Genomic DNA, 25491 nt, shown 5'->3' with positions numbered 1-25491 from the left:
AGGCTTATCCTCTAATAATTGTATCTTCTCTCTCTGGTGATGTTGAAACTATACCTACTTTAACACCAGTTAACTCTTCTATTTTATTGATATATTTTTTTGCATTTTCTGGAAGTGCAGCAAACTCTCTACATCCAACTACACTATCCCATCCTTCAAACTCTTCATAGATAGGTTTAACATTATCTAAATTAGATGGCATATAATCAATTCTTTCCCCATCCACATCATATGCAACGCAGATTTTAATTCTTGGGAAACCATCTAATACATCTAGTTTCATTAATGATAATTGATCACAACCATTAAGTCTTGCAGCATGTTTAACAGCAATTGCATCAAACCAACCACATCTTCTTCCTCTACCAGTTGTTACTCCAACCTCTTTACCAATATCAGCTATCTTTTGACCCTCATCTGTAAAATCTTCTGATGGGAAAGGTCCATTACCAACTCTAGTAGTATATGCTTTAACAATACCCGTTACAATACCAATATCTTTTGGAGATATTCCTAAACCAGTACATGCCCCTGCACTAACACAAGATGATGAAGTAACATAAGGATATGTACCATGGTCAATATCTAAAAGTGTACCTTGTGCACCCTCTAATAGTATTTTTTTATCTTTATCAATCGCATCCCAAACCATATTTGTTGTATTTGCAATATATGGTTCTAATTTATTTTTATATGAAGTTAATAGTTCAACTAATTCATCTTTATTTGGTGTTTCAATCTCTAATACATCAAAAATAGCTTTACTTTGTTCAAAGTATTCAATTATACCATCTGCTAATTTTGAAGGGTCTAATAATTCCCCTACTCTGAATCCTGTCCTACTAATCTTTTCAGCATATGCTGGACCGATACCTTTTCCAGTTGTCCCAATAGCTTTGTCACCTTTTAATCTCTCTTTTGCTTGATCAATCAAAGCATGATAAGGCAAGTTTAGATGTGCTTTATCTGAGATAAAAAGTCTACCTTCTAAATCATTAAATTGTTCCATCTCTTTTATAATTGCTTCAGGAGAAAGAACTACTCCATTCCCTATAATATTTATTGCTTTTGGATTTAATACTCCTGAAGGGATTAAATGTAGTGCGTATCTTACACCATCAACCCAGATAGTGTGACCTGCATTGTGTCCACCTTGGCTTCTACAAACTACATCATAATTTTGGGCAAGCATGTCAACCATCTTACCTTTTCCTTCATCTCCCCATTGGATACCAACAATTAAATCAGCTTTACTCATTCCCTAATCCTCTAAAATTTTTAATAAACTATCTGTATATAGTGCAAAACCTAAAGAACTGATCCCCTCAGAACTATATTTTCCACCTTTGCATAAAACATAATTATCTTGAATTACTCTATAATATACATCATCATAATATTTCAAACTCCCATGATATAGAGGAGCTATTACTAAATTTTTATATGAAACCTCTTTTGCTGTACTTAGCAACTTTTCAAGTTCATTTTTTATAACTTCAGGCGCAGTTTTTATACTTTTTTCTAAATCTTCAATATCTTTAACCTGAATAAGTTCATTTAGCCACTCAATATCTAAACTTAAAAGTTTTGCAATCTCACCATTTTTGAAAAGTTCAATATCTATATTTAACTCTTTTGATACAAGTTTTGGGATATTGATATTTGATAATTGTAAAATAGGATTTATCTCTAAATCGACTAAAATATCCCCAGTAAGATTTAATATATCTACAATATTGTCATGGCAAATCCATTCACAACCTATTTGGTAATCTTCTGATGATGGATATGTAAAAATTGGCTGTACGTAAAACCATTTTTTATGGTCGGTTGTACGCCCTAACCTTTTTGTGATAATTCTAACTACATCAAGTGTAGAATCTGCTCTTAAAGAAACCTGTTCATTTTTCTCATCTGAAAACTTTATTAGTTTTCTTTCATTAGCAATAGATTGATGTTGTGAATAGGAAAAGTTTGGTGTAACAACCTCTTCAAAGCCTCTATTGTCTAAAAGAGTACTTATTTTATATTCTAGTTCCCTTTTTGCTTTAGCAGCTTTACCAAAATATAATCTACTACCTTTTGGTATTTCGTGTTCAAATATCATTAGTTACCTTTAAACATATTTTCTAAAAGAACTCTACTAGCTGTACCATCAAAAGTTCTTAAGCCCAATTCATCCATAGCTAATTCAATAGCATTAACAACCCATGAAGCTTCAAAATCTTCAACAAGTCCCATGTGATTTATTCTAAATATCAATGTTTTAATATGGTCTTGCCCACCTGCAATATTTACATTATACTTTGTTTTTAATATTTTTCTAATTGCTGGTGCATTTTCAGTATAAATTGTTGTCATTGCATTAGCTGGAGTTTTAGGATATATTTCACACCCTATAGCTTTTAAAGCTTCCCTTGTAGCTTTTGCTCTGATTGCTGTATCTTCATATAGCTTTTCAAACCCACCATTCTCTTTAATATGAGATAAAATTGCTTTTAATCCAATTATTAAAGTTGTAGCAGCAGTCCAAGCTGTAGTATTTGTTTTTTGTTTTTTTATCTCTGTTGCAAGGTTAAAATAGAACCCTCTTGGTTTCTCTTCAATCTTTGCAACAGCATTATTTGATAAACCAATTATAGCTAAACCAGGAGGTAACATTAAAGCTTTTTGACTACCTGTAATAACTGCATCCAAATTTGTTACATCTATTTTTTCTACACCAATTGCAGTAATACCATCAGCTACAATTGAAATATTTGGATTTATCTCTTTTACAGCTTTTGCCATCTCTTCAACTGGGTGTCTTAAACCTCCAGCACTTTCGCAAAGCTGAATAAATATAGCATCAATATCTTTATCATTTTTTATTGTTTCTACAACTGCATCAACACTTACAGGAGTATTCCATTCATTTTTTATTTCTGTATAATCTATATCAAAAGCCTTACAGATTTTTCCAAATCTGTCACCAAATTTTCCTGAATTGATTGTAAGAGCTTTTTTATGAGTTAAGTTTGTAACACAAGCTTCCATAGCACCCGAACCACTAGATGCAAGCATAACTACCTCATCCATTCCATATAATTCAAATAATAATTCTCTTGTTTCTTCAAATATTTTTTCAAACTCTGGTGTTCTATGATGTATAGTCACATCCGCCATAGCTTTTCTAACAAACTCTGGTACAGGGGTAGGTCCTGGTGTTAAAAGCATTTTCATATCCTCTAATTATAAATTCTCTATTTACAGTAAAGCGTGATATTTTATCTAAAAGAAAATTACGAAGAGGTTAAGCATAAATTTACAAATTTTTATAAAGAATTTTTAATAATATTTGACAAAATAAATAATAATCGTTATAATTCTCTATATTTTATTACTTTAGATTATAAGTAATAGATAAAAACTATTATAAAAGGACGCCAAATGGCAAAAGAATTAAAAGAAAAAAAAGTTGCTAAAATCGCTAAAAAAGCTGCAGCAAAAGTTGCTAAAAAGAAAGATGTAAAAAAAGTTGCGAAAAAAGTTGCAAAAAAAGTTACTAAATTAAAACTTACTAAACCTAAAAAAGCAAAAGCTGCTGCTAAAAAACTAGCTAAAAAAGCTGCTTAATTTTTTATTGACAGCAGTTTTTACTGCTGTCAATCACTACTTTAACTACAAAAATTCAAACCTGTTTTAATCAAATTATAAAAAATTCAATTTTTCTAGAACTACCAAAAAATAGTATTTTTATAAGCTTCATGTACTACTAACTAGTAATAAAAAATATTTCAACCCTTGACTTTTATTACTAATTAGTACTATAATTTCACACAAGGAGTTAAAAATGGAAAGAAAAAGTTTAATTAGTTATGGCAAAAAAACAGATATGTCTATGAAAACTTGGGTGCAAGTTTCAAAAACATATAATAAATTTTTTAATCATGAACTCAAATATTTTTCTGAACATGAATTAACTTTTAATCAATTTAAAGTTTTAGAAGTACTTTATCATAGAGGTGATTTAAGCATTGGTTCAATTACTAAGTTAACCCTTAGTACACCAGGGAATATCACTGTAGTGGTAAAAAATTTGAAAAGAGATGGTTGGATTACATCAGTTGTAAATCCAGAAGATAAAAGAGCAAGTATTTTATCTATTACACAAAAGGGTAAAGATAAGATGAAAGCAATATTCCCTCAACATGCTCAAAACATTTATGATTATATGGGTGTTTTAGAAGAAGGTGAGATTGAAACTCTTTATAGGTTATTAAGAAAAATTTATAAAGCATAAGTTTTTTTTAATTTAATAATACTAATTAGTAATTTAAGGATATAAAATGAAATTAATTAAAATAGGATTGGCATCAATCATTGCAGCAGGCGCATTATATGCAGGAACTTATAAGGTAGACGCAAGTCATTCAAATGTTGGATTCAAAGTAAAACACTTAATGATCTCTAATGTAAGAGGAAATTTTGAAAAATTTTCTGGCTCTTTTGAATATGATGAAAAAACAGGTACTGTAAAATCAATCGATGGGACAGTTGAAGTTGATTCAATCAACACTGATAATAAAAAAAGAGATGGTCACTTAAAATCAGCAGATTTTTTTGATGCAGTAAATCATCCCCAAATCACTTTTAAAGTTAACAAAATAGAAGATGAAAAAGCTTATGGTAAATTTACTATGAGAGGTGTTACAAAAGATGTTGTTTTTGATATTGAAAAAACTGGTGAAATTGTTGATCCATGGGGAAATAAAAGAGTTGGTTTAGAAATTGAGGGTAAAGTAAATAGAAAAGATTATGGTCTAAACTGGAATAAAGCTCTTGAAGCTGGAGGAGTAATGGTTGGAGAAGATGTAAAAATCAATGTAGAACTTGAAGGTGTTCTAGCAAAATAAGGATTTATGATGTTACCAAGTATATATATATCACATGGCTCACCACAATTGATGATAATGAAAAATAATACAACAGAATTTTTAAATACATTATCAACTAAATTTGAAAAGCCTAAATATATCTTGGTAATATCTGCTCACTGGGTGACAAATAATTTAAAAGTTTTATATGAAGAGTCACCCTCTTTGATTTATGATTTTTATAATTTTCCTAAAGAATTATATAAATTGACATACCCTGCGAATAGTGATTTAAAAAAAGCAGATGAGATACTTAATCTTCTAATCAATGAAGGTTTTGAAGTGGAAAAAGATTATTCTAGAGGTGGTTACGACCATGGTGTATGGTCACCACTTAGATTTATGTATCCAAAAGCAGATATACCAATAATACAACTATCTTTACCATATACTTTTAACCAATATCAATTATTTAAATTGGGTGAAGCACTACAAAGTTTAAGAAAAAACACATTAATTATTGCAAGTGGTGCAATAACTCATAACTTAAGAGATAGTGATTGGATAGAAGATAGTAAACATATAAAAGATTATGCAAAAGATTTCCATGATTGGGTTGTAGAAAATTCTAAAAATGGTGATTATAAAACGCTACTTGATATAGAATCAAAAGCTAAAGATTTTAGACAAAATCATCCTACACCTGAACACTTTTTACCATTCTATATAACACTTGGAAATTCAAAAAATAAAATTGGTGAAAGCCTACATGACGTATATATGTATGGCAATCAATCAATGGACACAATAATATTTAAGGAGTAAATTATGATATTAATATTTGTTGCAAGTTTAAATGAAAATGTAAAATTAGCTCAAAAGCTACAAACACAATTAAATGATAAAAAAATAGAAAGTGAGATTATCAATTTAGTAGAATTAAATCTTCCGATGTATGATACAGACAAAGAACAAAATGATGGAATTCCACAAAAAGCTTTAGATTTAAGTGAAAAAATGAAAAAAGCCTCAGGTTATATTTTTGTTTCTCCTGAATACAATTTTAGTGTGCCTCCTGTATTAGTAAATATGATTGCATGGGTTTCAAGAATTGGAGATGATTTTAGAGAACTATTTTCTTTGAAAAAAATACAATTAGCTACTCACTCAGGAAGTAATGGAATTGATTTAATGAACTCACTAAGAGCCCAATTTACAAGACTAGGTTCAATTGTAATGCCAAGAGAGATTGTAACATCATACACTAATCCTCTAAGAGAAGATAGCTCAGATAGAATATTAGATCAATTTTCAAGTCTAATCAAAGAATAAGTTATGTTAAAAAAACTACCAAAAGATAATATGGGAAGTTCTAACTTAGGTTGGTTAAAAAGTAGATTTCATTTCTCTTTTGCTGAATACTATAACCCTCAAAATATCAATTTTGGTGTGTTAAGAGTTATAAATGATGATTTAATAGAACCAAACTCTGGATTTAATACCCATCCACACTCAAATATGGAGATCATCTCATATGTTATAGATGGAGAGATTACTCACAAAGATTCTATGGGTAATGAAGAAACATTAAAAAGAGGTGAAGTTCAATATTTAAGTGCAGGAGATGGTATTTTTCATAGTGAATATAATCTTCACCATTCAAAAATATTAAGATTATTACAAATATGGATTTTACCACCCCAAAATGGTTTACCAAGACTTTATGGTTCACAAAAATTTAAAGAAGAGGAAAGAAGAAACAGATTATTAAATATAGTATCTTCTACAAATGGGAAAGCAAATGTAAAAATATACCAAGATATAAATATGTATGTTAGTGAACTTGATAAGAATAAAGAATTAGAATACGATATAAAAACTAACAGACAAATCTATTTTGTATTAATTGAGGGTAAAGCAAATATAAACAATATTACTTTAGATTATGGCGACGCACTTGAGATTACAGAAGAAAAATCTATAAAAATTGAGGCTTTAGAAAATTCACATTTTCTTTTTATTGAAATGAATAGTTAAAAGGATTGAGTTTAAATAAACTCAACGCCTTTTTCACCCTCTGCTATTTCTCCAATAACATATCCATCAGTATTAGCTAATACGCTGTCAACATTACTTGGATTTACAACAAGAACCATACCAACACCCATATTAAAAGTTCTATACATCTCTTCAACTTCTACAAATTGAGACATAAATTCAAAAATAGGTAATACTTGGATTTTACTTCTATCAACCACCGCTTTTAAATTATCAGGTAATACTCTTGGAAGGTTTTCAGTAATTCCTCCACCTGTAATATGTGCTAAAGCATTAATATTTTCTTTGTTTGCTTTGAATTCTTTTACATAAATTCTAGTTGGCTCTAAAAGTACATCTTTTAAAGGTTTTCCATCAAATTCATCTTCTAAAGTCATCCCTAATTTTTCTAAAAGAAGTTTTCTAACAAGTGAAAAACCATTTGAATGTACACCTGAAGATGGTAAAGCAATTAATATATCACCAGATTCAATTTTTTCAATTCTATTTAACTCAGATTTCTCTGCAATACCAACACAAAAACCTGCTAAATCAAAATCACCCTCTTTGTACATCCCTGGCATCTCTGCAGTTTCACCACCAACTAATGCACATTCACTTCTTACACAACCTTCTGCAATACCTTTTACCACATCAGTTGCTTCATCTACTTCAAGTTTTGCAGTTGCATAATAATCTAAGAAAAATAGTGGTTCACCAAAATTACATAATAAGTCATTTGTACACATAGCAACTAAATCGATACCAACAGTATCAAACTTTTTTGAATCAATTGCTAATTTTAGTTTTGTTCCAACACCGTCTGTTCCAGAAAGAAGTACAGGCTCTTTATATCCAGTTGGTAGCTCAAAAGCTCCTGCAAAAGACCCAATTCCACCCAAAACACCTGGTATCATAGTTGATTTTACATGGGGTTTAATATTCTCTACAAACTGATTTCCAGCATCTATATCTACACCTGCATCTTTGTAACTTACAGTTGACATTACGTTCCTTATTGTTAATTAGAGTAATATATTCAAAGCATCTTAAGATTGCTTAGTTAATATATCCTTGCAATTTAAAAAATTTGTGGTATTATATCGAAATTTTTATAAAATAAGGACTTGAATAAGATGAAAGAAAATCAAGCTTTTAATGAAATGATGGTACATACGCCATTGTGTACACATAAAGAAGCACAAAATGTTTCAATAGTTGGAACAATTAACGAAGGTATAAAAAAAGAGGCTTCTAAACATACAGGAAATATTGAGTTTATAGATTTAGCAACTTTTAATGCGAAAAATGAAAAAGATGTAGATGTTGTAATTTTTACTGATGTAGATATTGATGAATTACTTTTAGCAAATATTCAAAGAGTTTTAAAAGATGATGGTATCATCACATTTGCAACTGAAAGTTTTCACAAAGATGAAGAAAAACTTAAAGCAGATTTAAAATTAGTTGGGGAACACTTCTGGATAGCTATGCCATTTAGATTTGGACATGATACAGCTATTTTGGCTTCTAAAAAATATCATCCAACAGCAGATATAATCTTACAAAGATCGGATTTACTAGTTGATTTAGAGTATTATTCTACAGAAATACACTCAGCTTCATTTGTATTTCCAGCTGCTCAACACAAAGCTCTTACAGGTATAGCTAAGAGATAAACCCTAAAAAATATCTTAATAATAAAAAATAAATCATTATTTTAGTAAAATATATGCTATGAGTAATGATTTATTTAAATATGCAATTGCACTTACAGGTGGAATTGCAACAGGAAAAAGTACAGTTTGTAATCTTCTAAAGCTTCACGGCTTTTTAACTATTGATGCTGATAAAATAGCCCATAAACTTCTTGATGAAAATAGTGGAAAAATTGCTTCAATGTTCGGAGAAGAATATGTAGAAAATGGAAAAGTACTTAGGAAAAAACTAGGTAAAATTATATTTTCAAATGAAGAAAACAAATTAAAGCTTGAGGCACTTCTCCACCCTTTAATTAAAGAAGAGATTGTAAAAGAATCAAGAGTATTTGAAAATCAAGGGAAACCATACTTTATAGATATTCCTTTGTTTTTTGAAAAAATGCATTATCCAATCTCTAAATCTTTGGTTGTATATACTCCAAAAGAGTTGCAAATCCAAAGATTGATGCAAAGAGATAATATAGAGGAAGAGGAAGCAAAAATTAAAATGTCCAATCAAATGGATATAGAAAAGAAAAAAGAGTTAGCAAATTTTATTATAGACAACTCTTCAAATTTAAAAAATTTGCAAAATGAAGTAGAAAGAATTATTAAGGAGATTTTATGACCTATGCAAAATACTCTGCAAGTGGAAATGACTTTGTAATTTTCCATTCTTTTGTAGAGAAAGATTTTACACAAGATGCCATAAGACTATGTAATAGAACAGAAGGGATTGGTGCAGATGGTCTAGTTGCCCTACTTCCTTGTGAAGATGCAGATTTTAAATGGAAATTTTATAATAGTGATGGAAGTAATGCGGCTATGTGTGGAAATGCAACAAGAGCAGTTGCACACTACGCATACAATAATAATCTAGCAGGTTCTAAAATGAAATTTTTAACTGAAGCTGGAATTATAGAATCAGAAGTTACACAAGATGTTGTAAAAACTCAAATGCCCCAAGCAAAAGTTATAAAAGAAGAGTTTGAACAAGAGGGTTTAACTTGGTATTTAATTGATACAGGAGTTCCGCACTTAGTTACATTTGTAGATGATTTAGAAACATATAACCATGATTTATGTGCAAAAATGAGATATGAACACAATGCAAATGTAAATTTTGCAAAAGTGGAAAATGGAAAAATCTATGTAAGAACTTACGAAAGAGGTGTTGAGGGTGAAACTTTAGCATGTGGAACAGGTATGGTTGCTTGTTTTTTAAGAGCTACTCAATTAAAACTTGTAGAAGATCTAGCTTTCGTTTACCCAAAAAGTAATGAAGAATTGACAATTTCAATAGTTGATAATAAAATATTTTTTAAAGGAGCAGTAAAAAAAGTGTTTACTGCAACAATAGATTAAATATGCATAGCTTATTAAAATTTTTACTAGTTTTAGTTTTTTGTAGTTCAAGTTATGCCCAATCTGGCTTTCCTAAAGAATATTATAAGATGTCATCAAAAAAAGCTAAAGAGTTCTTTTTTGAATATTTTGAAAAAAGAATTGAAATAGAAAATATAAAAATATTAGCTGATAGACTTTTTATCAAATCTTTACAAAAAGCACCTTTACCTATTGAGGGTTCTTTAGAGTATGAAAAGCTTGAATCTTTACAAAAGAAATATAAAGTTCAAGATATATTTGATTATCCTAAATATGTAAAAAGAATAGATATTATTCCCCCTTCAATGGCTTTAGCACAAGCTGCAACCGAGAGTGGTTGGGGGAAAAGTAGGTTTTTTAAAGAAGCAAATAATATCTTTGGTCATTGGACCTACAATCCAAAAATTGGAATGGTACCTCTTGATAGACCTGAAGGGAAACGACACTTAGTAAGAGTTTTTGCAACTTTAGAAGACTCAATTGCGGCATATATGCTAAATCTAAATCGTACCTCTGCATATAAAAACTTCAGAACACTTAGAGAAAATATGAGAAATAGTAAAATATTTATTAATGGTTTATCTCTAAGTGCAACAATGACAAAGTATTCAGGTATTGGTCATGACTATGTAAAAATTTTACAATCAATAATTACAAAAAATAAATTAATAAAATACGATATGAAATTTTTTGAAAAAATAAAAAATCTAGATTAACAAAAGGAAAAAAATGAAATTTACTGCACCACTTAAATCTAATTCGATTAAAATTATGCTTCTTGGAAGTGGAGAATTAGGTAAAGAAGTAATAATTGAAGCACAAAGACTAGGAATAGAAACTATTGCTGTAGACTCTTATAATAATGCACCTGCTCAATTAGTTGCAAATAAAGCTTATACTATAAATATGAAAGATAAAAATGAAGTTTTAGATGTAATTAGAAGAGAAAAACCAACATATATTTTACCTGAAGTTGAAGCAATCAATATTCAAGCATTATTTGATGCCCAAGAAGAAGGTTTCCATGTAATACCAAATGCTGAAGCTGTAAATAAAACTATGAATAGAAAAAATATTAGAGAGTTTGCTGCTGAAAGATTAAATCTTCCAACAAGTAATTATAAGTTTGTAACTACATTTGAAGCTTTAGAAGATGCTGCAAAAGAGATTGGATTTCCGTGTGTAATTAAACCTGTAATGAGTTCATCAGGTCATGGACAAAGTATTGCTAGAAATGCTGGTGATCTAATGGAATCTTGGGAATTAGCAAAAGAAGCTAGAGGAGATGCTAGTGAGTTAATTGTTGAAGAGTTTATCACTTTTGATTATGAAATCACTATGTTAACAGCAAGAAATGAAAATCAAACAGTTTTCTGTGAACCTATTGGGCATATTCAAAAAAATGGTGACTATGTATTCTCATGGCAACCAATGGAAATGAGTGAAACAGCTAAAACAAAAGCACAAGAGATAGCTAAGACAATCACTGATGGTTTAGGTGGTAGAGGTATATTTGGTGTTGAATTATTTATTAAAGGTGATGAAGTTTATTTTAGTGAAGTAAGTCCAAGACCACATGACACTGGAATGGTTACTATGATTACACAAAGTCAAAGTGAATTCGCACTTCATGTAAGAGCTGTTTTAGGTTTACCATTAGATTATATTGATTATGGATGTGGTGCCAGTGCAGCATATAAAGCAGAAAATGATACCTTTACTCCAATTATAGATATAGAAGATTCTGCATTTACTGAAAATAGTTATGTAAGAGTATTTAGTAAACCTCAATCACATGAAGGAAGAAGAATGGCTGTAGCACTTGTATTTGATAAAGATTCAAGTAAAATTGCACTAGAAAAATCAAGAGAAATTATCTCAAAATTTACTGATTGTTAATTATGAAAAAAAGTTTTATTCTTTCATTTTTAATAATATCTCTTTTTAGTGGATGTTTTTCATTCTCTTCATTAAACCCTTTTTCTGATTCAAAAGATGACGAAAATAGGGTTGAAATAGAGATTCCTGATGAGGCCCCAATTTGGCTAAAAGAGCAAAAAGAAAAAAACAATATTGTTGCTCTTGGTGCAACAAAAAATATTAAACCAAATCAACTAAAATTATCAAAACAAAAAGCTTTGATAAATGCAGGACATAACCTAAGTAGAAAAGTTTATATAAAAAGTTTAAAAATATTGAAAAACTATTTAAAAAAAGTTCCTAGTAAAGTATTTGAAAAAGATATAAAAAAAGAAGCTGAACAAATAGCTTTAAAATCGCTAGACAAAGCGAAGATTAAAGGGTTTTGGCAAAGTGATGAAAATCAACTGTTTACACTTATAAAAATAGATACCTCAATACTTGCCAAAGATATACAATTAAGTAGTAAAAGACTATTTAAAGTTGACTTTAATTTATATGAAAATATTTTATCTGATAGAGCAAAAGCTCAGATGATACAAGAATTAGAAGAATAAATGTTAATCAAAAGTGAAAAAAATCTTTTAGATTTTATAAAGTATTCTCCTGTAGTGATTATTATCTTAATTGCTTTATTGGTTAATGCTTTAATCTATTTTCAAAATTTAAAAAATTTTGAAAAAGATATGGAAATTTATAAAAAAAACTATATTGAAACAAATAAAGAGATTATAAAACTACATGTTGAAAAAGTTTTTTCACTTATAGAAGAACAAAAAGAAAATTTAGAAGAACAAGTTAAAAAAGATCTAAAAGATAGAGTAAATGAAGCCTATGCCATAATAGAAAATATCTATAATAAAAATCCAAATACCAAAAAAGAAACTGTTTTAACACAAATAAAAGAAGCCTTACGTCCAATTAGATTCAATGAAGGAAGAGGTTATTTTTATATCAATAATTTAGATGGTAATATTGTCCTACATCCTATAAATCCAAATTTTGAAAATACAAACATATATAATAGAAATCAAAATGAAACAATAAAATCTATAATAAGTTCACTTGAAACATTAAAAAATAAAAACGAAACCTTTAACAATCTTTTTTGGTATAAACCAAATGAGACTAAAATAAAATATGAAAAAATCACATTTAATAAAGTATTTCGGCCTTTAAATATTGTTGTTGGAACAGGAGAATATTTAAAGAATATTAGAAATAATATAAAAAAAGAGATTCTACAATATATTCAAAATATAACTTATGGAGACAATGGTTATGTTTTAGTTTTTGATTATGATGGTTATCAATTAGCTCATATAAAAAAAGAATATATAGGAAAAAACAGAATAAATCTTACAGATGCAAATGGAACTAAAATCACCCAATCAATAATAGATAAAGCCAAAGAGGGAAAAGGGTTTATCTCTTATATAGGTACCATTATGCCATCAACAGGAAAACCTTCTGAAAAAATTACTTATGTAAGAGGTCTTCAAAACTGGGAATGGGCTATTGCTTCTGGATTTTATACAAAAGATATGATGAACTATTTAGAAAAAAAAGAAAAAGAATTAAAACAAATAAACAATAAATCATTTAGAAAAATTCTTTTAATAAGTATTATTTTATCAATTGTTTTAATACTTCTAGCTAGCTATGTATCAAATAGATTAAGAATATTTTTTAATAACTATAAAAAAAGAATTAAAGAAGAGATTCAAGCAAATAGAAAAAAAGATGAGATGCTTTATCAACAATCAAAAATGGCATCAATGGGGGAAATGATAGGTAATATTGCCCATCAATGGAGACAACCATTAAACTTAATAAGTACAGCAGCAAGTGGTATAAAACTCGAAGAAGACCTAAATATACTTACAAAAGAATCACAAAAAAATTCTTTGGATTCTATTTTAAGAGCAACACAGTATTTGTCTAAAACAATTGATGATTTTAGAGAGTTCTTTAATCCAAATAAAAAACAATCTCTTGTTTCAACAAAATCAATATATGAAAGAACAATAGACCTTATAAATGTAAGAATAAAAAATCATAATATTCATATAGAATCAAAAGTAGAAGAGTTTGTAATCTACACCTATGAGAATGAACTTAATCAAGCTTTAATAAATATTTTAAATAATTCAATAGATGCTCTAAGCACCCTAAATGATAGAAAAAGAACTATCTTTTTTACAATTAAACATTTTGATAAATCAAAAATACAAAAAAGACTAAACCCTTTTAAAATAGATAATACAAAAGAGTATCTTCTAATAGAAATAAAAGATAATGCAAATGGTATAAAAGAAGAGATAAAAGATAAGATTTTCGATGCCTACTTCACAACAAAACATCAAGCACAAGGAACAGGAATAGGTTTATATATGACCTACCAAATTATAACAAATCACTTAAATGGAGATATCCACGTAGATAATACAAATATACCATTTGAAAATGAGAGTTTCAAAGGAGCTAAGTTTACTATTCTTTTACCTATTAAAGATATTGTAAATTAATTATATATCTAATAAATAGTATAATTATCTATTATGGAAAATATAAAAGAATTACAGAATAAATGCAAAAACTTATCAATCCTTTATGTAGAAGATGATGAAAAAGTAAAATTACAAACTTCCAAAGTTTTGAATATTTATTTTGACAAAATTCTTCTTGCTTCAGATGGAAAAAAAGCTATTGATATTTTCAACAATGAAAAGATTGATATTATATTCACTGATGTAAATATGCCTAAAATGGATGGGATATCAATGATTAAGCTCATTAGAGAAAAAAATCTAAATATTCCGATTGTTGTTTTTTCTGCTTATGATAATACAGAATATCTATTAAAAACTATAGAATATGGTATTGATGGATATATTTTAAAACCTTTTAAATTGAATCAAATACAAAGTGTTATTGAAAAGATAATAAAAAAACTAGATAGTTTCTCAGTACAATGCAACACTATTAATCTAATTGATAATTTTATATGGGATAATAATACTTATAGTTTACATAAAGATTCTAAGCATATAAAGCTTACAAAAAATGAAACAAGACTCTTTAAACTTTTAGGTTCTTCTAAAAACATCCTTTTTTCAAGTGAAGACATAGAATTAGAGTATTTGATGATAACTATAATGATAATAAAAGAGTAAGAGGATTAATATCAAGATTACATAAAAAAGTTGGCACTCACCTAATCAAATCTAAATATGGTGAGGGATATGAACTAAACTTGGAATAACAATGAAAAATAAAGAAAAATGGTTTGAACATATATTTAATAACAGTGGTGTTGGAATTTTAATAGTTGATAAAAACAGAACTATTCTAGAACTCAACAAAACATTTTGTGATATTGTTGGATATAAATATGAAGAATTAATCAAAAAACATGCAAGAATCTTACACATATCTGATGAGTCTTCTGATAAGTTTGGGAAAATCGCATTTAACACAGTATTAGAGAACAATACCTTAGACTTAGAATATAAATTTCGGCATAAAAATGGTTATCCTATTTGGATAAAAATTACAGGGGATGTGATAAGAGATAAGCAAGAGGTTTTATGGATTATTACTAATATAAATAAAAGGGTAATGTTTCAAGAAGAATTAGCAAAACTCAATGATACACTTAATATCAAAATTGATTCTCAAGTAAAAGTATTAAGAGAAAAAGATAGACAGCTACAATACCAAGGAAGACTAGCACAAATGGGAGAGATGTTAAATATGATTTCACACCAATGGAGACAACCTTTAACCTCAATTTCTGCAACAACAAGCTTTCTTCAAGCAAAACTATTCATAAATGAATTTAATCAAGAAGAATTTTTAGAAGAATTAAGTCTTATAGAAGATTCAGCAGAACACCTTTCAAATACAATAAATGATTTTAGAAATTTTTTTAAAGTTGATAAACAAAAGGTTATTACAAATTTTAAAAATATTGTCGAGAATACTTTAAAAATCATTAAACCTATTCTTACAAATAGCCATATAAATGTTACAACCAATTTTGAATCTCATGATAATATATATACTTTAGAAAATGAACTAAGACAAGTTGTATTAAATATCCTTAAAAATGCTGAAGACGCTTTTATAGAAAATGATATAAAAAATAGAGATATTGAACTACATACTTTTAGTAAAAACAATTTTGCATATTTAGAGATAATTGATAATGCAGGAGGAATTAAAGATGAAAATCTAAATAAGATCTTTAATACTTATTTTACTACAAAGTCATCTACAAATGGTACAGGACTTGGACTATGCATGTCAAAAACTATTATTGAAGATAACTGCAAAGGAAAACTTACTGCAATAAATAACAAAAACAATGGTGCAACATTTATTATAAAACTTCCAATAAAAAAATAGACATTTAATAGACAATTTAAACATCTTTTTACACACACAATTAGACTATTCATAGACATTCTTTCTTTATAATTAAATTAGAAATAAAAAGTATATCAAAGGAGGATGTCATGCAAGATAAACTTTTCGTAGAAGAGAGAAAGCTTGAAAAAAGATGGAATGGCCCTTGGCCACTTATTCTTAATACTGCTTTTGTCTTATTTTTGTTTTATGTGACTTGGTGGATCTTCCAAGATCCTAGAGGTTTAATGAGAATGTACACCCCTTATGTTGGATATATGTGGTGTAGATGGCTTCTTGTTATAATGATTTGGATTGCATATATCTTTGATTTTTGGCCATTTAACAGACAATGGTTAAGAAATACAAATCCTTTACTCAAAGGTATAATCTTTACAGTCTTAACTGTTTTCTTTTTTGCCATTGTATTGGAGCTTTTTTTCCAAACAATTCTAGGAGATTATGCTATTGCATATTTTAGTCCTGAAAAACTTGAAGAGTTAGGGGTTGTAGCATTTTACGCGGAAGAGTATTCAGCACAAGCTATTTTGATGTTTGCTGCTATTGCTTCTTGGTTAAGCCCTGCTTGGGTTGTTGCAGCAGAAAGTTCTCCTTGGGAAAACTTAAAACAACCTGTTAAAGGTTTCACAATCTTAATGTTCACATTTCTACTTAGTATGATTGTATACTTTGTAGCTTTTCACTCACATATGGCAATCTTATTTGATCCTTGGCAACAGTTTACAGCAATAACACCACCTTGGTGGGAAGCATTTGCAGATACTGTACATGGTAACTTTAATATTGCATGGATTATGTGTTGTACCGTTATTGTTTGGATGTATGAAACAATATGGGAAAGATATCCTTTTTCTTTAATTAAAACAGCTTGGATAAGAAGAGTAACTTCATTTTTTGGAATTATTATAATTGCTATAGCTGTTAGCTTTTTCTTATACTTTGTACAAGAGTTGATTTGGGGAGAAGCAATTAGAGGAACAAGAAGATTGATGTCACCAGATTGGAGATGGTTACATGTTGGGGAGATGGCAATTTTTTGGTTAGTTCCTGCCTTGTATATTCACTTTTATATGCAAGACTGCGTTACTAAATATTCTAAACCAATAAATGTGTTACTTAGAAACATCATAACAATAGTTGCAGCTGTAGCTATTTATTATGTATATTATAAAACTTCACACTTATTTTTAGGAACACAAAAAGGGTTCTCACATCCACAACAATTTCCAATGATTCCAATGATTTGGTTAATCAATGTAATGCTTATAAACCACTGGTTTATGGACAACTGGCCAGGATGGAGATTATCTCCTGAAACTGTAACTGAGTGTAGAAAAGTTGATAAAGAGGAGATAAGAATAACTCCTAGATTTAACTTAGGCTTAGTAGTAGGAACAGTTGTTGGTGTTTCAGCATATTTTGTGATTGTTTATACTTTACCTGCAATGGGTGAATTATTTACCATATTTAAATAAAGGAGGATAAGATGAAAACTAATAATGAATCAAGAAGGGACTTTATAAAAGGTTCAGCAACTGGATTAGGATTAGGTGCACTTGCGGCAATGGGTATATTCTCTTATTCTCCAATGAGAGATATATTCTTTCCAGACTTGGAAAGAAAGATGACTGATTTTGGTAGCATAAAAAGTGTAAAAGTAACCAATATAAGTGAAACAAGTTGGTTTGACAATGCAACTTTAATGGGAGATATTAAAGGAGCTGGAGGCTTGCTAGTTAATCAATATGACTTTAACTGGCCGCCATTTGGAGATGGAACAGGTTTAGCAAAAGGAAGTTATGATAAAGGGATTGCAAAAATCAAACATCTACTTCCAGAAAAATTAGATGAAGCTTGGGAAATCATAGAAAAAAATTCTGTAAGTCCTGAAAATGCAGGTGGTTTTGCAGCTTTAATTGATGTAGAAAGACTAGATGGTACAAGAAAAAAATATCTTCTAGATGTTGGATGGTCATACAAATGGATGGATGAATCTTTTAAAAGAGAGGGTATTGATAAAATGCTAGAAAGTGGTGAGATAGATACTTTAATAATCTCACATGAACACTTTGATCACTTTTGGGGATTTCCTGTTGCAATGAAATATAATCCTAATCTAAAAGTAATAATTCCTGAAGGATTTTATAAAGAGGGTTTACAATATATAAAAGACTCTGGACATAAAGGGGAATTAGAAGTTGCAAAAACTGGTCTTTATGAATTAGAACCTGGGTTAGTAACTTATGTTTTTGATGTACCAATTATTTGTAGAGTTTTTGGTGAACAATCTATTTTTGCAAATGTAAAAGATAAAGGTTTGGTTAGCATCACAGGGTGTTGCCACCAAGGTATTATCAAATTTGCGAATACAGCATACAAAGAACTAAAATATGACAATGATAAAATGTATGGAATCTATGGAGGTTTACATATCTCTCCATTTGATGACTGGGATCCAAAATATGATGATTTAGTTATCTCTTTAAATAAATGGAATTTTGAGAAAATTGGATGTAATCACTGTACAGGATTGTTAACAGCAGAAAAATTTATACGAGCAGGTTATCCAATCGTAAAAGGTACTGCACAGTATAAATCTAAAAGTAAAGCCTATTTAGGTAATGGAGATGTGATTACTTTTGGATAAGTAATCACATCAAATAAAAGGAGTCAACGATGAAACTAAAAGATTTTTATCCATTAGATTTTAATGGTACACAAAAAGATTTTGACTCACTTATGAGAGCATTTCTTATTAAAGCAAATTATGATCCTATATTAAAAAAAATTACTGGATATAAAGGGATGCATCAATACAATGATTCACAAGAGTGTTGGACTTTGAAGTTTGACTCTAAAGAGGGAATTTATGGTTTGATTCAAAGTCAAGCTACAGAAAAAGATGATAGTTATGAATCAGTTTTTGATATTTACTATTTTCCCTCACCAAATGAAAAAGAGTTACAAAACTCCTCTTTAATAGAGGAGTATATAGTAAATAGTGAGCAGTTTATTGAAAAAGTAAAAGGTTTCTCATCTTTTTTAGAAGTATATTTAAACTTTAAAATTGCAAAACTTATATTAAATATTCCAAAAAATGAAAAAAATTTTCAAATAAAATATAAAGTTTTAAATAGAATCAAAACATATACAAAAGATGGAATTGAAGATATTAATAACTTAACAAATAACAAATATATTATATCGCCCAATAGCATAGATAAAAACTTCCCATCTTTTAAATTTATTTTACCTTTTTTCAATTTTTTCAATACTCTGCTTACTAGAATTATTAAAAAAGCACCCGTTGATTTAAAACTTAAAAAAACTAAAGTTAACGCAATTGTTTATGATAAAGAAGGGATTCAAAGTAAAAAAGAAGATACAAATATCACTAAACTTGAATTTACAATTGATTATAATGATAATAAAAATATAAACATAAATAAAGATCATTCAATACTTCACAAACTTTTGTTATCTGGTACTTGGAGCAAACTTGATTTGGATTTGAAAAGCTTTATAAATAAACAAACAAATTCTTTAAAACCAAAACTGATTGTAGTAACTGGTTTTTTGGGTTCAGGGAAAACAAATTTCTTACAAAATTTTATTGAATTTGAAAATCAAAACTCCAGATTTATTGGTATTATTCAAAATGAAATAGGTAAAACTGGATTAGATGGGAAACTTTTAAATTATGATTACAATATTGTCGAGATAGATGAAGGATGTGTTTGTTGTTCAATGGCAGGACAACTAAGAAGTGCAATTACTACATTATTTGATAAAAGAATACCAGATACTATAATTTTAGAAACAACAGGTGTTGCAAATCCTTTTAATCTTTTAAGTGAAATTGATCAATTAGGTGATCTAATAGAGTTTGATTCTATTATTACAATAGTTGATGCAAATAGTTACGAAAAACTAAACTCTTCTTATCTAGTATTTAAAGATCAAGTGAGAGCTGCAGATGTTATTTTATTAAATAAAATCGATTTATTGAGTAAAGATCAACTTGAAAAAATAGAAAATGAAATCAACCTACAAAATAGATGTGCAGCAGTAATAAAAACTGTTAACTGTAATATCAATCCAAATGAAGTTACAAACCAAGCTCACTTAAGCAATAGTACAAATCATATCTCAACTGAGTTTAATGAAGAAAGCACAGTTTTTAGAACTCACTTAGAGGACAATATCTCAAGTATAAAAAAATCTGTAGATAAAAAACTAAATAGAGAAGAGTTTGAAAAAATACTCAAAAATATTCCAAAAAATATATTAAGAGTAAAAGGTATCGTCGAGTTTCAAAACTTTACTTCACAATATGTAGTTCAATATGTAAACGGTTTTTATGATATCAAAGAGATAGAAGATGGTACAAAAAAAGAAAAATTTTTAATCTTTATAGGAGAAAAAATCCAAGATTTTTCTGAACTAGTAGCATAAAGAAAAGAGGTTTATGATGAAAACAATTATTGCTAAATATTTAAATAAAGAATTGTTTTCAGGAGTTTTACTCATATCAATGATTTTATTAGCTATAAGTTTAAAAAACTCCACTTTTGAACCATCTTATAAGAATTTTTTAAATACTCAAATCTCTATAGAATTTTCTAATCTATTTTTAATCAAAAGAACCGTAATACAATGGGTAAATAATGGTCTAATGTCAATTTTCTTTCTTCTAATAGGTTTAGAAATAAAAAGAGAATTATTGACTGGTCACTTATCTTCTGCATCGAAAGTAGCACTACCTGCAATCGCAGCATTAGGTGGTATGATTTTCCCTGCAATATTGTTTATTTTTTTTAATTTTGGAGATCAAATTGCCTTAAAAGGTTGGGCTATACCAACTGCAACTGATATTGCTTTTGTTTTAATACTTTTAACAATATTGGGAAATAAAATCCCCACTTCATTAAAAATATTTTTAATGACACTCGCTGTTTTTGATGATATTGGTGCTATTTTGATTATTGCACTATTTTATAGTTCAGAACTCTCTCTTTCATCTTTAGTTTTTGCTTTTTTTTCAATTGTTATTTTATTTTTATTAAACTATTTTGAAGTCAAAAAATTAGGCTTTTATTTTCTTGTTGGAATCTTTTTATGGTTTTTTATTTTAAACTCAGGTATTCATGCAACACTAGCTGGAATCATTTTGGCCTTTGCAGTACCTCTAAAAAGTAAAACTAACCAAAATAAAGAAACTTCCCCTTCAAAAATATTAGAACACCATAGTAGATTTTGGGTAAATTACTACATTCTTCCACTATTTATTTTTTTAAATACAGGAATTGACTTAAGTGAACTAACCTTAAAAAACCTAACCACAAACTTATCTTTAGGGATAATCTTTGGTCTGTTTATAGGAAAACAGTTAGGTGTATTTTTATTTACATACTTTTGTGTAAAACTAAAAATATCAAAACTACCCGCCCTGTCAAACTGGATGCATATCTACGGAGCAGCAATCTTAACAGGAGTAGGATTTACAATGTGTATCTTTGTCGATACCCTAGCTTTTGAAGGATATAATTATATTTCAGACCTCAATAAAATTGCAATATTTATAGGTTCAATACTATCTGCAATGATAGGCTTTATTATTTTGAAAAATTCTAATATTAAAAATAATAGTTGATTTTTTATATAAATTTGAGAATTTATGTAATATATGATAATAATGGCACGCCTGGTAGGATTCAAACCCACAACCACCGGGGCCGAAACTTTATTTTATATAATATTCAATAAAATGTAAAAAATTAAATACCCTTCAAGGTCCCTAAAAATAGAGCTTTTAAGATTTTAATAAAATTCAATAAAAACTAAAAAATTCAATTAAATCTATTATCAGGTTGGAAATAGGTTGGAAAGATTATGATATAATATCCTCATGAATAAAAGAATAAAAACTTCTAAAACTGGCGTATATTATAGAGAATCTATTTCAAATGGAAAACCTGACAAAACTTATTATATCACATATAAAGATTTAAATAACAAGACAAAAGAAATTAAACTAGGTAAATTTTCAGAAGGGATTAGAGAAAACTATTGCTATCAGAAAAGAAATGAAATCATTACTAAAATAAGACTAGGTGAAGAGCCACCTGCTGCAGCGAAGAATAAAAAAGCTAAAAAAGTATTATTAGATGATATTCAAGAAAAGTATTTTAAAACGAGAAAAGAAGGGAAAAGCAAAGATAGTGATTATTCTACGTTTAAAAAACATCTTAAACCCTTTTTTTATGAAAAAGATCTTGAAAGTATTACAAAGGAAGATATTCGAAAACTTCAAACGAAAATAAAAGAGTCAAAAAACCAAAAGCTATTGCCTTTATCAGATAAAACTGTTCATAATATACTTACCATTCTTAAATCTATTACTAGTTTTGCAATTAAAGAAGAGCTATTAAAAAACAACTATATTAAGTATATTGAACTAGAATCAATCAGAAACACTAGAGATCGATATTTGACATTAGAAGAGATAAATAAATTATACAAATATCTAGAAGATAATCCAAGACTTTTTTTATTTACAAAAATTGCTTTAACAACAGGAACAAGATTAGCTTCAATTCTATATATTTCTAAAAAAGATATAGATTTTAGTAATCAACTTATTACTTTATATGATTTAAAAAAAGATCAGGAAGGAAGAATATCATATAAAAGTTTTTTAACCAAAGAACTTACTATTTTACTTGAGAAATGGTGTGAAAACCTAAATTTCAATGATAGAATATTTTCAGACAAACCAACAACAATACAAAGACAAATGTTAGATATTTTAAATAAACTATTTAATGAAGGACTAGATAAAGAAGATAGAAAGAATAGAGCGGTGGTTCATACTCTTAGGCATACTTTTGCATCACATCTTGCTATTAATGGAACCCCTATTTTTACCATACAAAAACTTATGAATCATAGTGATATAAAAATGACTCTTAGATATGCTAAGTTATCTCCTGATAGTGGTAAAGATGCAATAAGCAATTTAAACTTTTGAAATAATTCCTAGTATAATATACTAGGAATTATTTAACTATTTGGAAGGGTTATTACCTCTTCCTTTTCCAGATGGTTTTCCAGTTGTACTAGGTCCATTAAAAGGTCTTGGTTTTGACATGATTTATCCCTTAAATAAAATTTTTTACTACTTTTAATCAAAAAAGAGTATAAAAAATTATATATTATCTTTAAAAATAAAAATTACTCTAATAGTGAAACTTTATATTTTCACTTTTTACAAAATCATTCATTTTATCTTGCATACTATCATTTATATTCAAAGCATCTATTTTATTTTGAAAAAAAGGATATATATTCTTCATCAAATCATTCATATTAATAGTAATTTCAGTGTCTAATTCTCCAAATATTTTTTCAAAACTTATACAATATTTTTTTTGTAACCGATCTATTTCGTCAAAGGACTTATCTTTAAAAAGAGAACTTAACTCTTCTCGAAAGAAAGAATACTTTTTAATAAATCTATTCTCAATATCTACATTTATCTTATATGAGTCTTTTATATATAACAATCCTCTTGCTATTAAAAGTAATAAAAAACTTGCAAACCTTTCTTCCTTAGGATAATTTTCAAATAAGGCAACTGATAAAACTAACAATTTGAAAAAACCTGGCAATTTCCCTTTTTTCCAAGTTGAAATATCTTTTTCAAACGTAGATCCAAAGCTTTCATCCTCTTTCATTTCTTTAATAGCTGTTTTATATCCTCTCTTTTTTATATCTCTTAATAGATTATTATGAATTAAAGAAAGTTCTCTTGCTATTCCATATGTATTTTTATTCTTTTTGATTTTTAATTGCTCTATATAATGTATTAAAGATTTGGTTTTTATAGTCTCATCAAATAATTTAACATCAATCTTTGTAGTTTTCATATGTTCTACTATATATGCTATTTGAAATGAGATTAAATCAATGATAGTATTATTATCATATACATTAAAAATCTGACAGAACTTAAAACTAAAAGATATATTATTCAGTTCTTTGACATAAAAAAGATTGTTTTTTTGATTATTTAAAAGATTTTCAAAAAGTAAATAGAATGTATTTGGTTCATTATATAAAATTTGAATAAAAGTTCTATTTGAAATTTTTTCTTTATTCAAAAATTTAAAAAAATTTCTTTTTATAGATTCTCTCCATGAACTTTTAATCCTAAAAACATCTTCATGTGTATATATTCGCCTATTACCTACAATTCCCCAGATATTCCAAAACTCTTTGTTAAAATCTTCTAGCACTATTACAAACCACCTAATTATTATATTTTCAGTATATAGTCAAATGAATTTAAATTATACTAAATTATGTTCCATAATAACTCAAATTATATTATATTATTAATAAACAATAATATATACCCTGGATTTAATCTTCTGAAGCTGTAGAAATTTGGCCTGATTAATAAACCAAACTTCCAAAATAATACCCTTGGAATGAATCACTTACACTTTAGCTAATACTTTTACATGCTCATATTAGCGAGGCTTCATAGTGGGTAATGCGATACTGTATATTTTTCATATCATTATAGTTATAAGTTATATCATTGATTTGTAGGTCAATGTAAAGTTATATAACTAGACTTAGAAAAAACACCTCAAGTTTGGTTGAGAATCTAGTATCAAACACTACGCCATATCTGCATGTAGTCCATCTTTTTAGCTTCAATTGTTTCCTCTCTCACTACGTCCGCAATGCACCTTTCAAAGGTTTTAATCCAAATAGTTATGGAACATTTTCGGTCTCTTTTTCATTTGTTCACCAAATGGCGTTTATACAAGATACCCTTAAGTAGAATTGTCCTTGTAGATGGTTACTTCGTCAGACACAAGAGAATATGCCTATCTTTTTAACAAGCAGTACTTTATTCTCAACAATTGAGTTGATTAAAAATTTTGTTTATGTTAAAATACAAAATATAAGATTTTATCTTAGTGAAGCTCTTCAGTCGCCAAACAGAGGGAGCTTCATTTACCCCTTCCAAATATAAAAAATCAATAACTAAATTTTTATAAATTATGTATAATGTTTGAGACTTTTGAGTTTGAATAAATTATCGGCATACAATTATCAATCTCAAAAAATACTCTAGGCTCAGCAAG

Annotated in this window: 25 protein-coding genes; 20 read left to right on the top strand and 5 right to left on the bottom strand. The window is 28.2% G+C overall.

Going from position 1 to position 25491, the window contains the following annotated elements; translation table 11 throughout:
* Positions 1–4 precede the first annotated feature (4 nt).
* Genes ACKU4C_RS00615 through ACKU4C_RS00605 form a run of 3 tightly spaced genes read right to left on the bottom strand, consistent with a single transcriptional unit; the run spans position 5 to position 3216 of the window.
* Positions 5–1258, bottom strand: a complete 1254-nt coding sequence (locus ACKU4C_RS00615; protein WP_321313720.1) for an adenylosuccinate synthase — start codon at positions 1256–1258, stop codon at positions 5–7.
* A 3-nt stretch (positions 1259–1261) separates the two neighbouring features.
* Positions 1262–2107 carry an ATP phosphoribosyltransferase regulatory subunit gene (locus ACKU4C_RS00610; RefSeq protein WP_321313718.1) on the bottom strand — a complete coding sequence of 282 codons (846 nt, stop codon included), beginning with the start codon at positions 2105–2107 and terminating at the stop codon, positions 1262–1264.
* Positions 2107–3216, bottom strand: coding sequence for an alanine--glyoxylate aminotransferase family protein (locus tag ACKU4C_RS00605; protein ID WP_321313716.1), 1110 nt, complete (start codon positions 3214–3216; stop codon positions 2107–2109). Before ACKU4C_RS00605 ends, ACKU4C_RS00610 begins: the two co-directional genes overlap by 1 nt.
* Positions 3217–3429: 213 nt before the next feature.
* Here ACKU4C_RS00605 and ACKU4C_RS00600 point away from each other — a divergent pair, with 213 nt between their 5' ends.
* The 6 genes from ACKU4C_RS00600 to ACKU4C_RS00575 all read left to right on the top strand — a co-directional run bounded on the left by ACKU4C_RS00600 (position 3430) and on the right by ACKU4C_RS00575 (position 6893).
* Positions 3430–3615, top strand: a complete 186-nt coding sequence (locus ACKU4C_RS00600; RefSeq protein ID WP_321313714.1) for a hypothetical protein — start codon at positions 3430–3432, stop codon at positions 3613–3615.
* 217 nt (positions 3616–3832) lie between these two features.
* Positions 3833–4282: a MarR family winged helix-turn-helix transcriptional regulator gene (locus tag ACKU4C_RS00595; protein WP_321313712.1), complete on the top strand. Its 450-nt coding sequence runs from the start codon at positions 3833–3835 to the stop codon at positions 4280–4282.
* A 46-nt stretch (positions 4283–4328) separates the two neighbouring features.
* Complete coding sequence (locus ACKU4C_RS00590) at positions 4329–4895, top strand: YceI family protein (protein WP_321313710.1); 567 nt, start codon at positions 4329–4331, stop codon at positions 4893–4895.
* Between the two features lie 9 nt (positions 4896–4904).
* Complete coding sequence (locus tag ACKU4C_RS00585) at positions 4905–5681, top strand: class III extradiol ring-cleavage dioxygenase (protein WP_321313709.1); 777 nt, start codon at positions 4905–4907, stop codon at positions 5679–5681.
* Between the two features lie 3 nt (positions 5682–5684).
* Positions 5685–6188: an NAD(P)H-dependent oxidoreductase gene (locus tag ACKU4C_RS00580; RefSeq protein WP_321313708.1), complete on the top strand. Its 504-nt coding sequence runs from the start codon at positions 5685–5687 to the stop codon at positions 6186–6188.
* A gap of 3 nt (positions 6189–6191) precedes the next feature.
* Positions 6192–6893 (top strand): pirin family protein, encoded by a 702-nt coding sequence (locus tag ACKU4C_RS00575; RefSeq protein ID WP_321313706.1) that lies wholly within the window; start codon positions 6192–6194, stop codon positions 6891–6893.
* Between the two features lie 11 nt (positions 6894–6904).
* Here the strand turns inward: ACKU4C_RS00575 and purM are convergent, their stop codons facing one another.
* Complete coding sequence (purM, locus tag ACKU4C_RS00570; RefSeq protein ID WP_321313705.1) at positions 6905–7900, bottom strand: phosphoribosylformylglycinamidine cyclo-ligase; 996 nt, start codon at positions 7898–7900, stop codon at positions 6905–6907.
* Between the two features lie 129 nt (positions 7901–8029).
* On the opposite strand from purM, the gene ACKU4C_RS00565 reads away from it, so the two are divergent.
* The 14 genes from ACKU4C_RS00565 to ACKU4C_RS00500 all read left to right on the top strand — a co-directional run bounded on the left by ACKU4C_RS00565 (position 8030) and on the right by ACKU4C_RS00500 (position 23360).
* Complete coding sequence (locus tag ACKU4C_RS00565; RefSeq protein ID WP_321313704.1) at positions 8030–8572, top strand: spermidine synthase; 543 nt, start codon at positions 8030–8032, stop codon at positions 8570–8572.
* A gap of 58 nt (positions 8573–8630) precedes the next feature.
* Entirely contained in the window at positions 8631–9221 is a 591-nt protein-coding gene (coaE, locus tag ACKU4C_RS00560; protein ID WP_321313702.1) for a dephospho-CoA kinase, read from the top strand.
* The gene (gene dapF / locus ACKU4C_RS00555) at positions 9218–9958 is read left to right on the top strand and encodes a diaminopimelate epimerase (RefSeq protein ID WP_321313700.1); all 741 of its coding nucleotides are present in this window, start codon (positions 9218–9220) and stop codon (positions 9956–9958) included. Before coaE ends, dapF begins: the two co-directional genes overlap by 4 nt.
* 2 nt (positions 9959–9960) lie before the next feature.
* Positions 9961–10695, top strand: coding sequence for a glucosaminidase domain-containing protein (locus ACKU4C_RS00550; RefSeq protein ID WP_321313698.1), 735 nt, complete (start codon positions 9961–9963; stop codon positions 10693–10695).
* A gap of 13 nt (positions 10696–10708) precedes the next feature.
* On the top strand, positions 10709–11878 hold the full coding sequence (gene purT / locus ACKU4C_RS00545) for a formate-dependent phosphoribosylglycinamide formyltransferase (RefSeq protein ID WP_321313696.1): 1170 nt from the start codon (positions 10709–10711) through the stop codon (positions 11876–11878).
* Positions 11879–11880: 2 nt separating this feature from the next.
* Positions 11881–12456, top strand: a complete 576-nt coding sequence (locus ACKU4C_RS00540) for a hypothetical protein (protein ID WP_321313694.1) — start codon at positions 11881–11883, stop codon at positions 12454–12456.
* A complete protein-coding gene (locus tag ACKU4C_RS00535; RefSeq protein WP_321313693.1) occupies positions 12457–14427 on the top strand; it encodes a cache domain-containing protein in 1971 nt (656 codons plus the stop codon).
* 33 nt (positions 14428–14460) lie between these two features.
* On the top strand, positions 14461–15075 hold the full coding sequence (locus ACKU4C_RS00530; RefSeq protein ID WP_321313691.1) for a response regulator: 615 nt from the start codon (positions 14461–14463) through the stop codon (positions 15073–15075).
* Between the two features lie 91 nt (positions 15076–15166).
* Positions 15167–16309 (top strand): PAS domain-containing sensor histidine kinase, encoded by a 1143-nt coding sequence (locus ACKU4C_RS00525; protein WP_321313688.1) that lies wholly within the window; start codon positions 15167–15169, stop codon positions 16307–16309.
* Positions 16310–16419: 110 nt separating this feature from the next.
* Positions 16420–17805: a hypothetical protein gene (locus ACKU4C_RS00520; RefSeq protein ID WP_321313686.1), complete on the top strand. Its 1386-nt coding sequence runs from the start codon at positions 16420–16422 to the stop codon at positions 17803–17805.
* Positions 17806–17816: 11 nt separating this feature from the next.
* Complete coding sequence (locus tag ACKU4C_RS00515; protein WP_321313684.1) at positions 17817–18977, top strand: MBL fold metallo-hydrolase; 1161 nt, start codon at positions 17817–17819, stop codon at positions 18975–18977.
* A 29-nt stretch (positions 18978–19006) separates the two neighbouring features.
* Positions 19007–20785: a CobW family GTP-binding protein gene (locus tag ACKU4C_RS00510; protein WP_321313682.1), complete on the top strand. Its 1779-nt coding sequence runs from the start codon at positions 19007–19009 to the stop codon at positions 20783–20785.
* Positions 20786–20801: 16 nt separating this feature from the next.
* The gene (nhaA, locus tag ACKU4C_RS00505; RefSeq protein WP_321313680.1) at positions 20802–21983 is read left to right on the top strand and encodes a Na+/H+ antiporter NhaA; all 1182 of its coding nucleotides are present in this window, start codon (positions 20802–20804) and stop codon (positions 21981–21983) included.
* Between the two features lie 255 nt (positions 21984–22238).
* On the top strand, positions 22239–23360 hold the full coding sequence (locus tag ACKU4C_RS00500; protein WP_321313678.1) for a site-specific integrase: 1122 nt from the start codon (positions 22239–22241) through the stop codon (positions 23358–23360).
* A gap of 208 nt (positions 23361–23568) precedes the next feature.
* On the opposite strand, the gene ACKU4C_RS00495 is transcribed toward ACKU4C_RS00500, so the two are convergent.
* Positions 23569–24627: a hypothetical protein gene (locus ACKU4C_RS00495; protein ID WP_321313676.1), complete on the bottom strand. Its 1059-nt coding sequence runs from the start codon at positions 24625–24627 to the stop codon at positions 23569–23571.
* Positions 24628–25491: the final 864 nt, after the last annotated feature.

The organism is Halarcobacter sp. (assembly GCF_963676935.1).
In the GTDB taxonomy this organism is placed as follows: domain Bacteria; phylum Campylobacterota; class Campylobacteria; order Campylobacterales; family Arcobacteraceae; genus Halarcobacter.
The sequence above is the reverse complement of the archived record's forward strand: the minus strand, read 5'-3'. Positions and strand labels throughout refer to the sequence as shown.

What these genes read in the sequence shown, in the direction of transcription:
- ACKU4C_RS00615 (WP_321313720.1), bottom strand. Translation starts at nt 1,258, where the DNA reads ATGAGTAAAGCTGATTTAATTGTTGGTATCCAATGGGGAGATGAAGGA.
- ACKU4C_RS00610 (WP_321313718.1), bottom strand. Translation starts at nt 2,107, where the DNA reads ATGATATTTGAACACGAAATACCAAAAGGTAGTAGATTATATTTTGGT.
- ACKU4C_RS00605 (WP_321313716.1), bottom strand. Translation starts at nt 3,216, where the DNA reads ATGCTTTTAACACCAGGACCTACCCCTGTACCAGAGTTTGTTAGAAAA.
- ACKU4C_RS00600 (WP_321313714.1), top strand. Translation starts at nt 3,430, where the DNA reads ATGGCAAAAGAATTAAAAGAAAAAAAAGTTGCTAAAATCGCTAAAAAA.
- ACKU4C_RS00595 (WP_321313712.1), top strand. Translation starts at nt 3,833, where the DNA reads ATGGAAAGAAAAAGTTTAATTAGTTATGGCAAAAAAACAGATATGTCT.
- ACKU4C_RS00590 (WP_321313710.1), top strand. Translation starts at nt 4,329, where the DNA reads ATGAAATTAATTAAAATAGGATTGGCATCAATCATTGCAGCAGGCGCA.
- ACKU4C_RS00585 (WP_321313709.1), top strand. Translation starts at nt 4,905, where the DNA reads ATGTTACCAAGTATATATATATCACATGGCTCACCACAATTGATGATA.
- ACKU4C_RS00580 (WP_321313708.1), top strand. Translation starts at nt 5,685, where the DNA reads ATGATATTAATATTTGTTGCAAGTTTAAATGAAAATGTAAAATTAGCT.
- ACKU4C_RS00575 (WP_321313706.1), top strand. Translation starts at nt 6,192, where the DNA reads ATGTTAAAAAAACTACCAAAAGATAATATGGGAAGTTCTAACTTAGGT.
- purM (WP_321313705.1), bottom strand. Translation starts at nt 7,900, where the DNA reads ATGTCAACTGTAAGTTACAAAGATGCAGGTGTAGATATAGATGCTGGA.
- ACKU4C_RS00565 (WP_321313704.1), top strand. Translation starts at nt 8,030, where the DNA reads ATGAAAGAAAATCAAGCTTTTAATGAAATGATGGTACATACGCCATTG.
- coaE (WP_321313702.1), top strand. Translation starts at nt 8,631, where the DNA reads ATGAGTAATGATTTATTTAAATATGCAATTGCACTTACAGGTGGAATT.
- dapF (WP_321313700.1), top strand. Translation starts at nt 9,218, where the DNA reads ATGACCTATGCAAAATACTCTGCAAGTGGAAATGACTTTGTAATTTTC.
- ACKU4C_RS00550 (WP_321313698.1), top strand. Translation starts at nt 9,961, where the DNA reads ATGCATAGCTTATTAAAATTTTTACTAGTTTTAGTTTTTTGTAGTTCA.
- purT (WP_321313696.1), top strand. Translation starts at nt 10,709, where the DNA reads ATGAAATTTACTGCACCACTTAAATCTAATTCGATTAAAATTATGCTT.
- ACKU4C_RS00540 (WP_321313694.1), top strand. Translation starts at nt 11,881, where the DNA reads ATGAAAAAAAGTTTTATTCTTTCATTTTTAATAATATCTCTTTTTAGT.
- ACKU4C_RS00535 (WP_321313693.1), top strand. Translation starts at nt 12,457, where the DNA reads ATGTTAATCAAAAGTGAAAAAAATCTTTTAGATTTTATAAAGTATTCT.
- ACKU4C_RS00530 (WP_321313691.1), top strand. Translation starts at nt 14,461, where the DNA reads ATGGAAAATATAAAAGAATTACAGAATAAATGCAAAAACTTATCAATC.
- ACKU4C_RS00525 (WP_321313688.1), top strand. Translation starts at nt 15,167, where the DNA reads ATGAAAAATAAAGAAAAATGGTTTGAACATATATTTAATAACAGTGGT.
- ACKU4C_RS00520 (WP_321313686.1), top strand. Translation starts at nt 16,420, where the DNA reads ATGCAAGATAAACTTTTCGTAGAAGAGAGAAAGCTTGAAAAAAGATGG.
- ACKU4C_RS00515 (WP_321313684.1), top strand. Translation starts at nt 17,817, where the DNA reads ATGAAAACTAATAATGAATCAAGAAGGGACTTTATAAAAGGTTCAGCA.
- ACKU4C_RS00510 (WP_321313682.1), top strand. Translation starts at nt 19,007, where the DNA reads ATGAAACTAAAAGATTTTTATCCATTAGATTTTAATGGTACACAAAAA.
- nhaA (WP_321313680.1), top strand. Translation starts at nt 20,802, where the DNA reads ATGAAAACAATTATTGCTAAATATTTAAATAAAGAATTGTTTTCAGGA.
- ACKU4C_RS00500 (WP_321313678.1), top strand. Translation starts at nt 22,239, where the DNA reads ATGAATAAAAGAATAAAAACTTCTAAAACTGGCGTATATTATAGAGAA.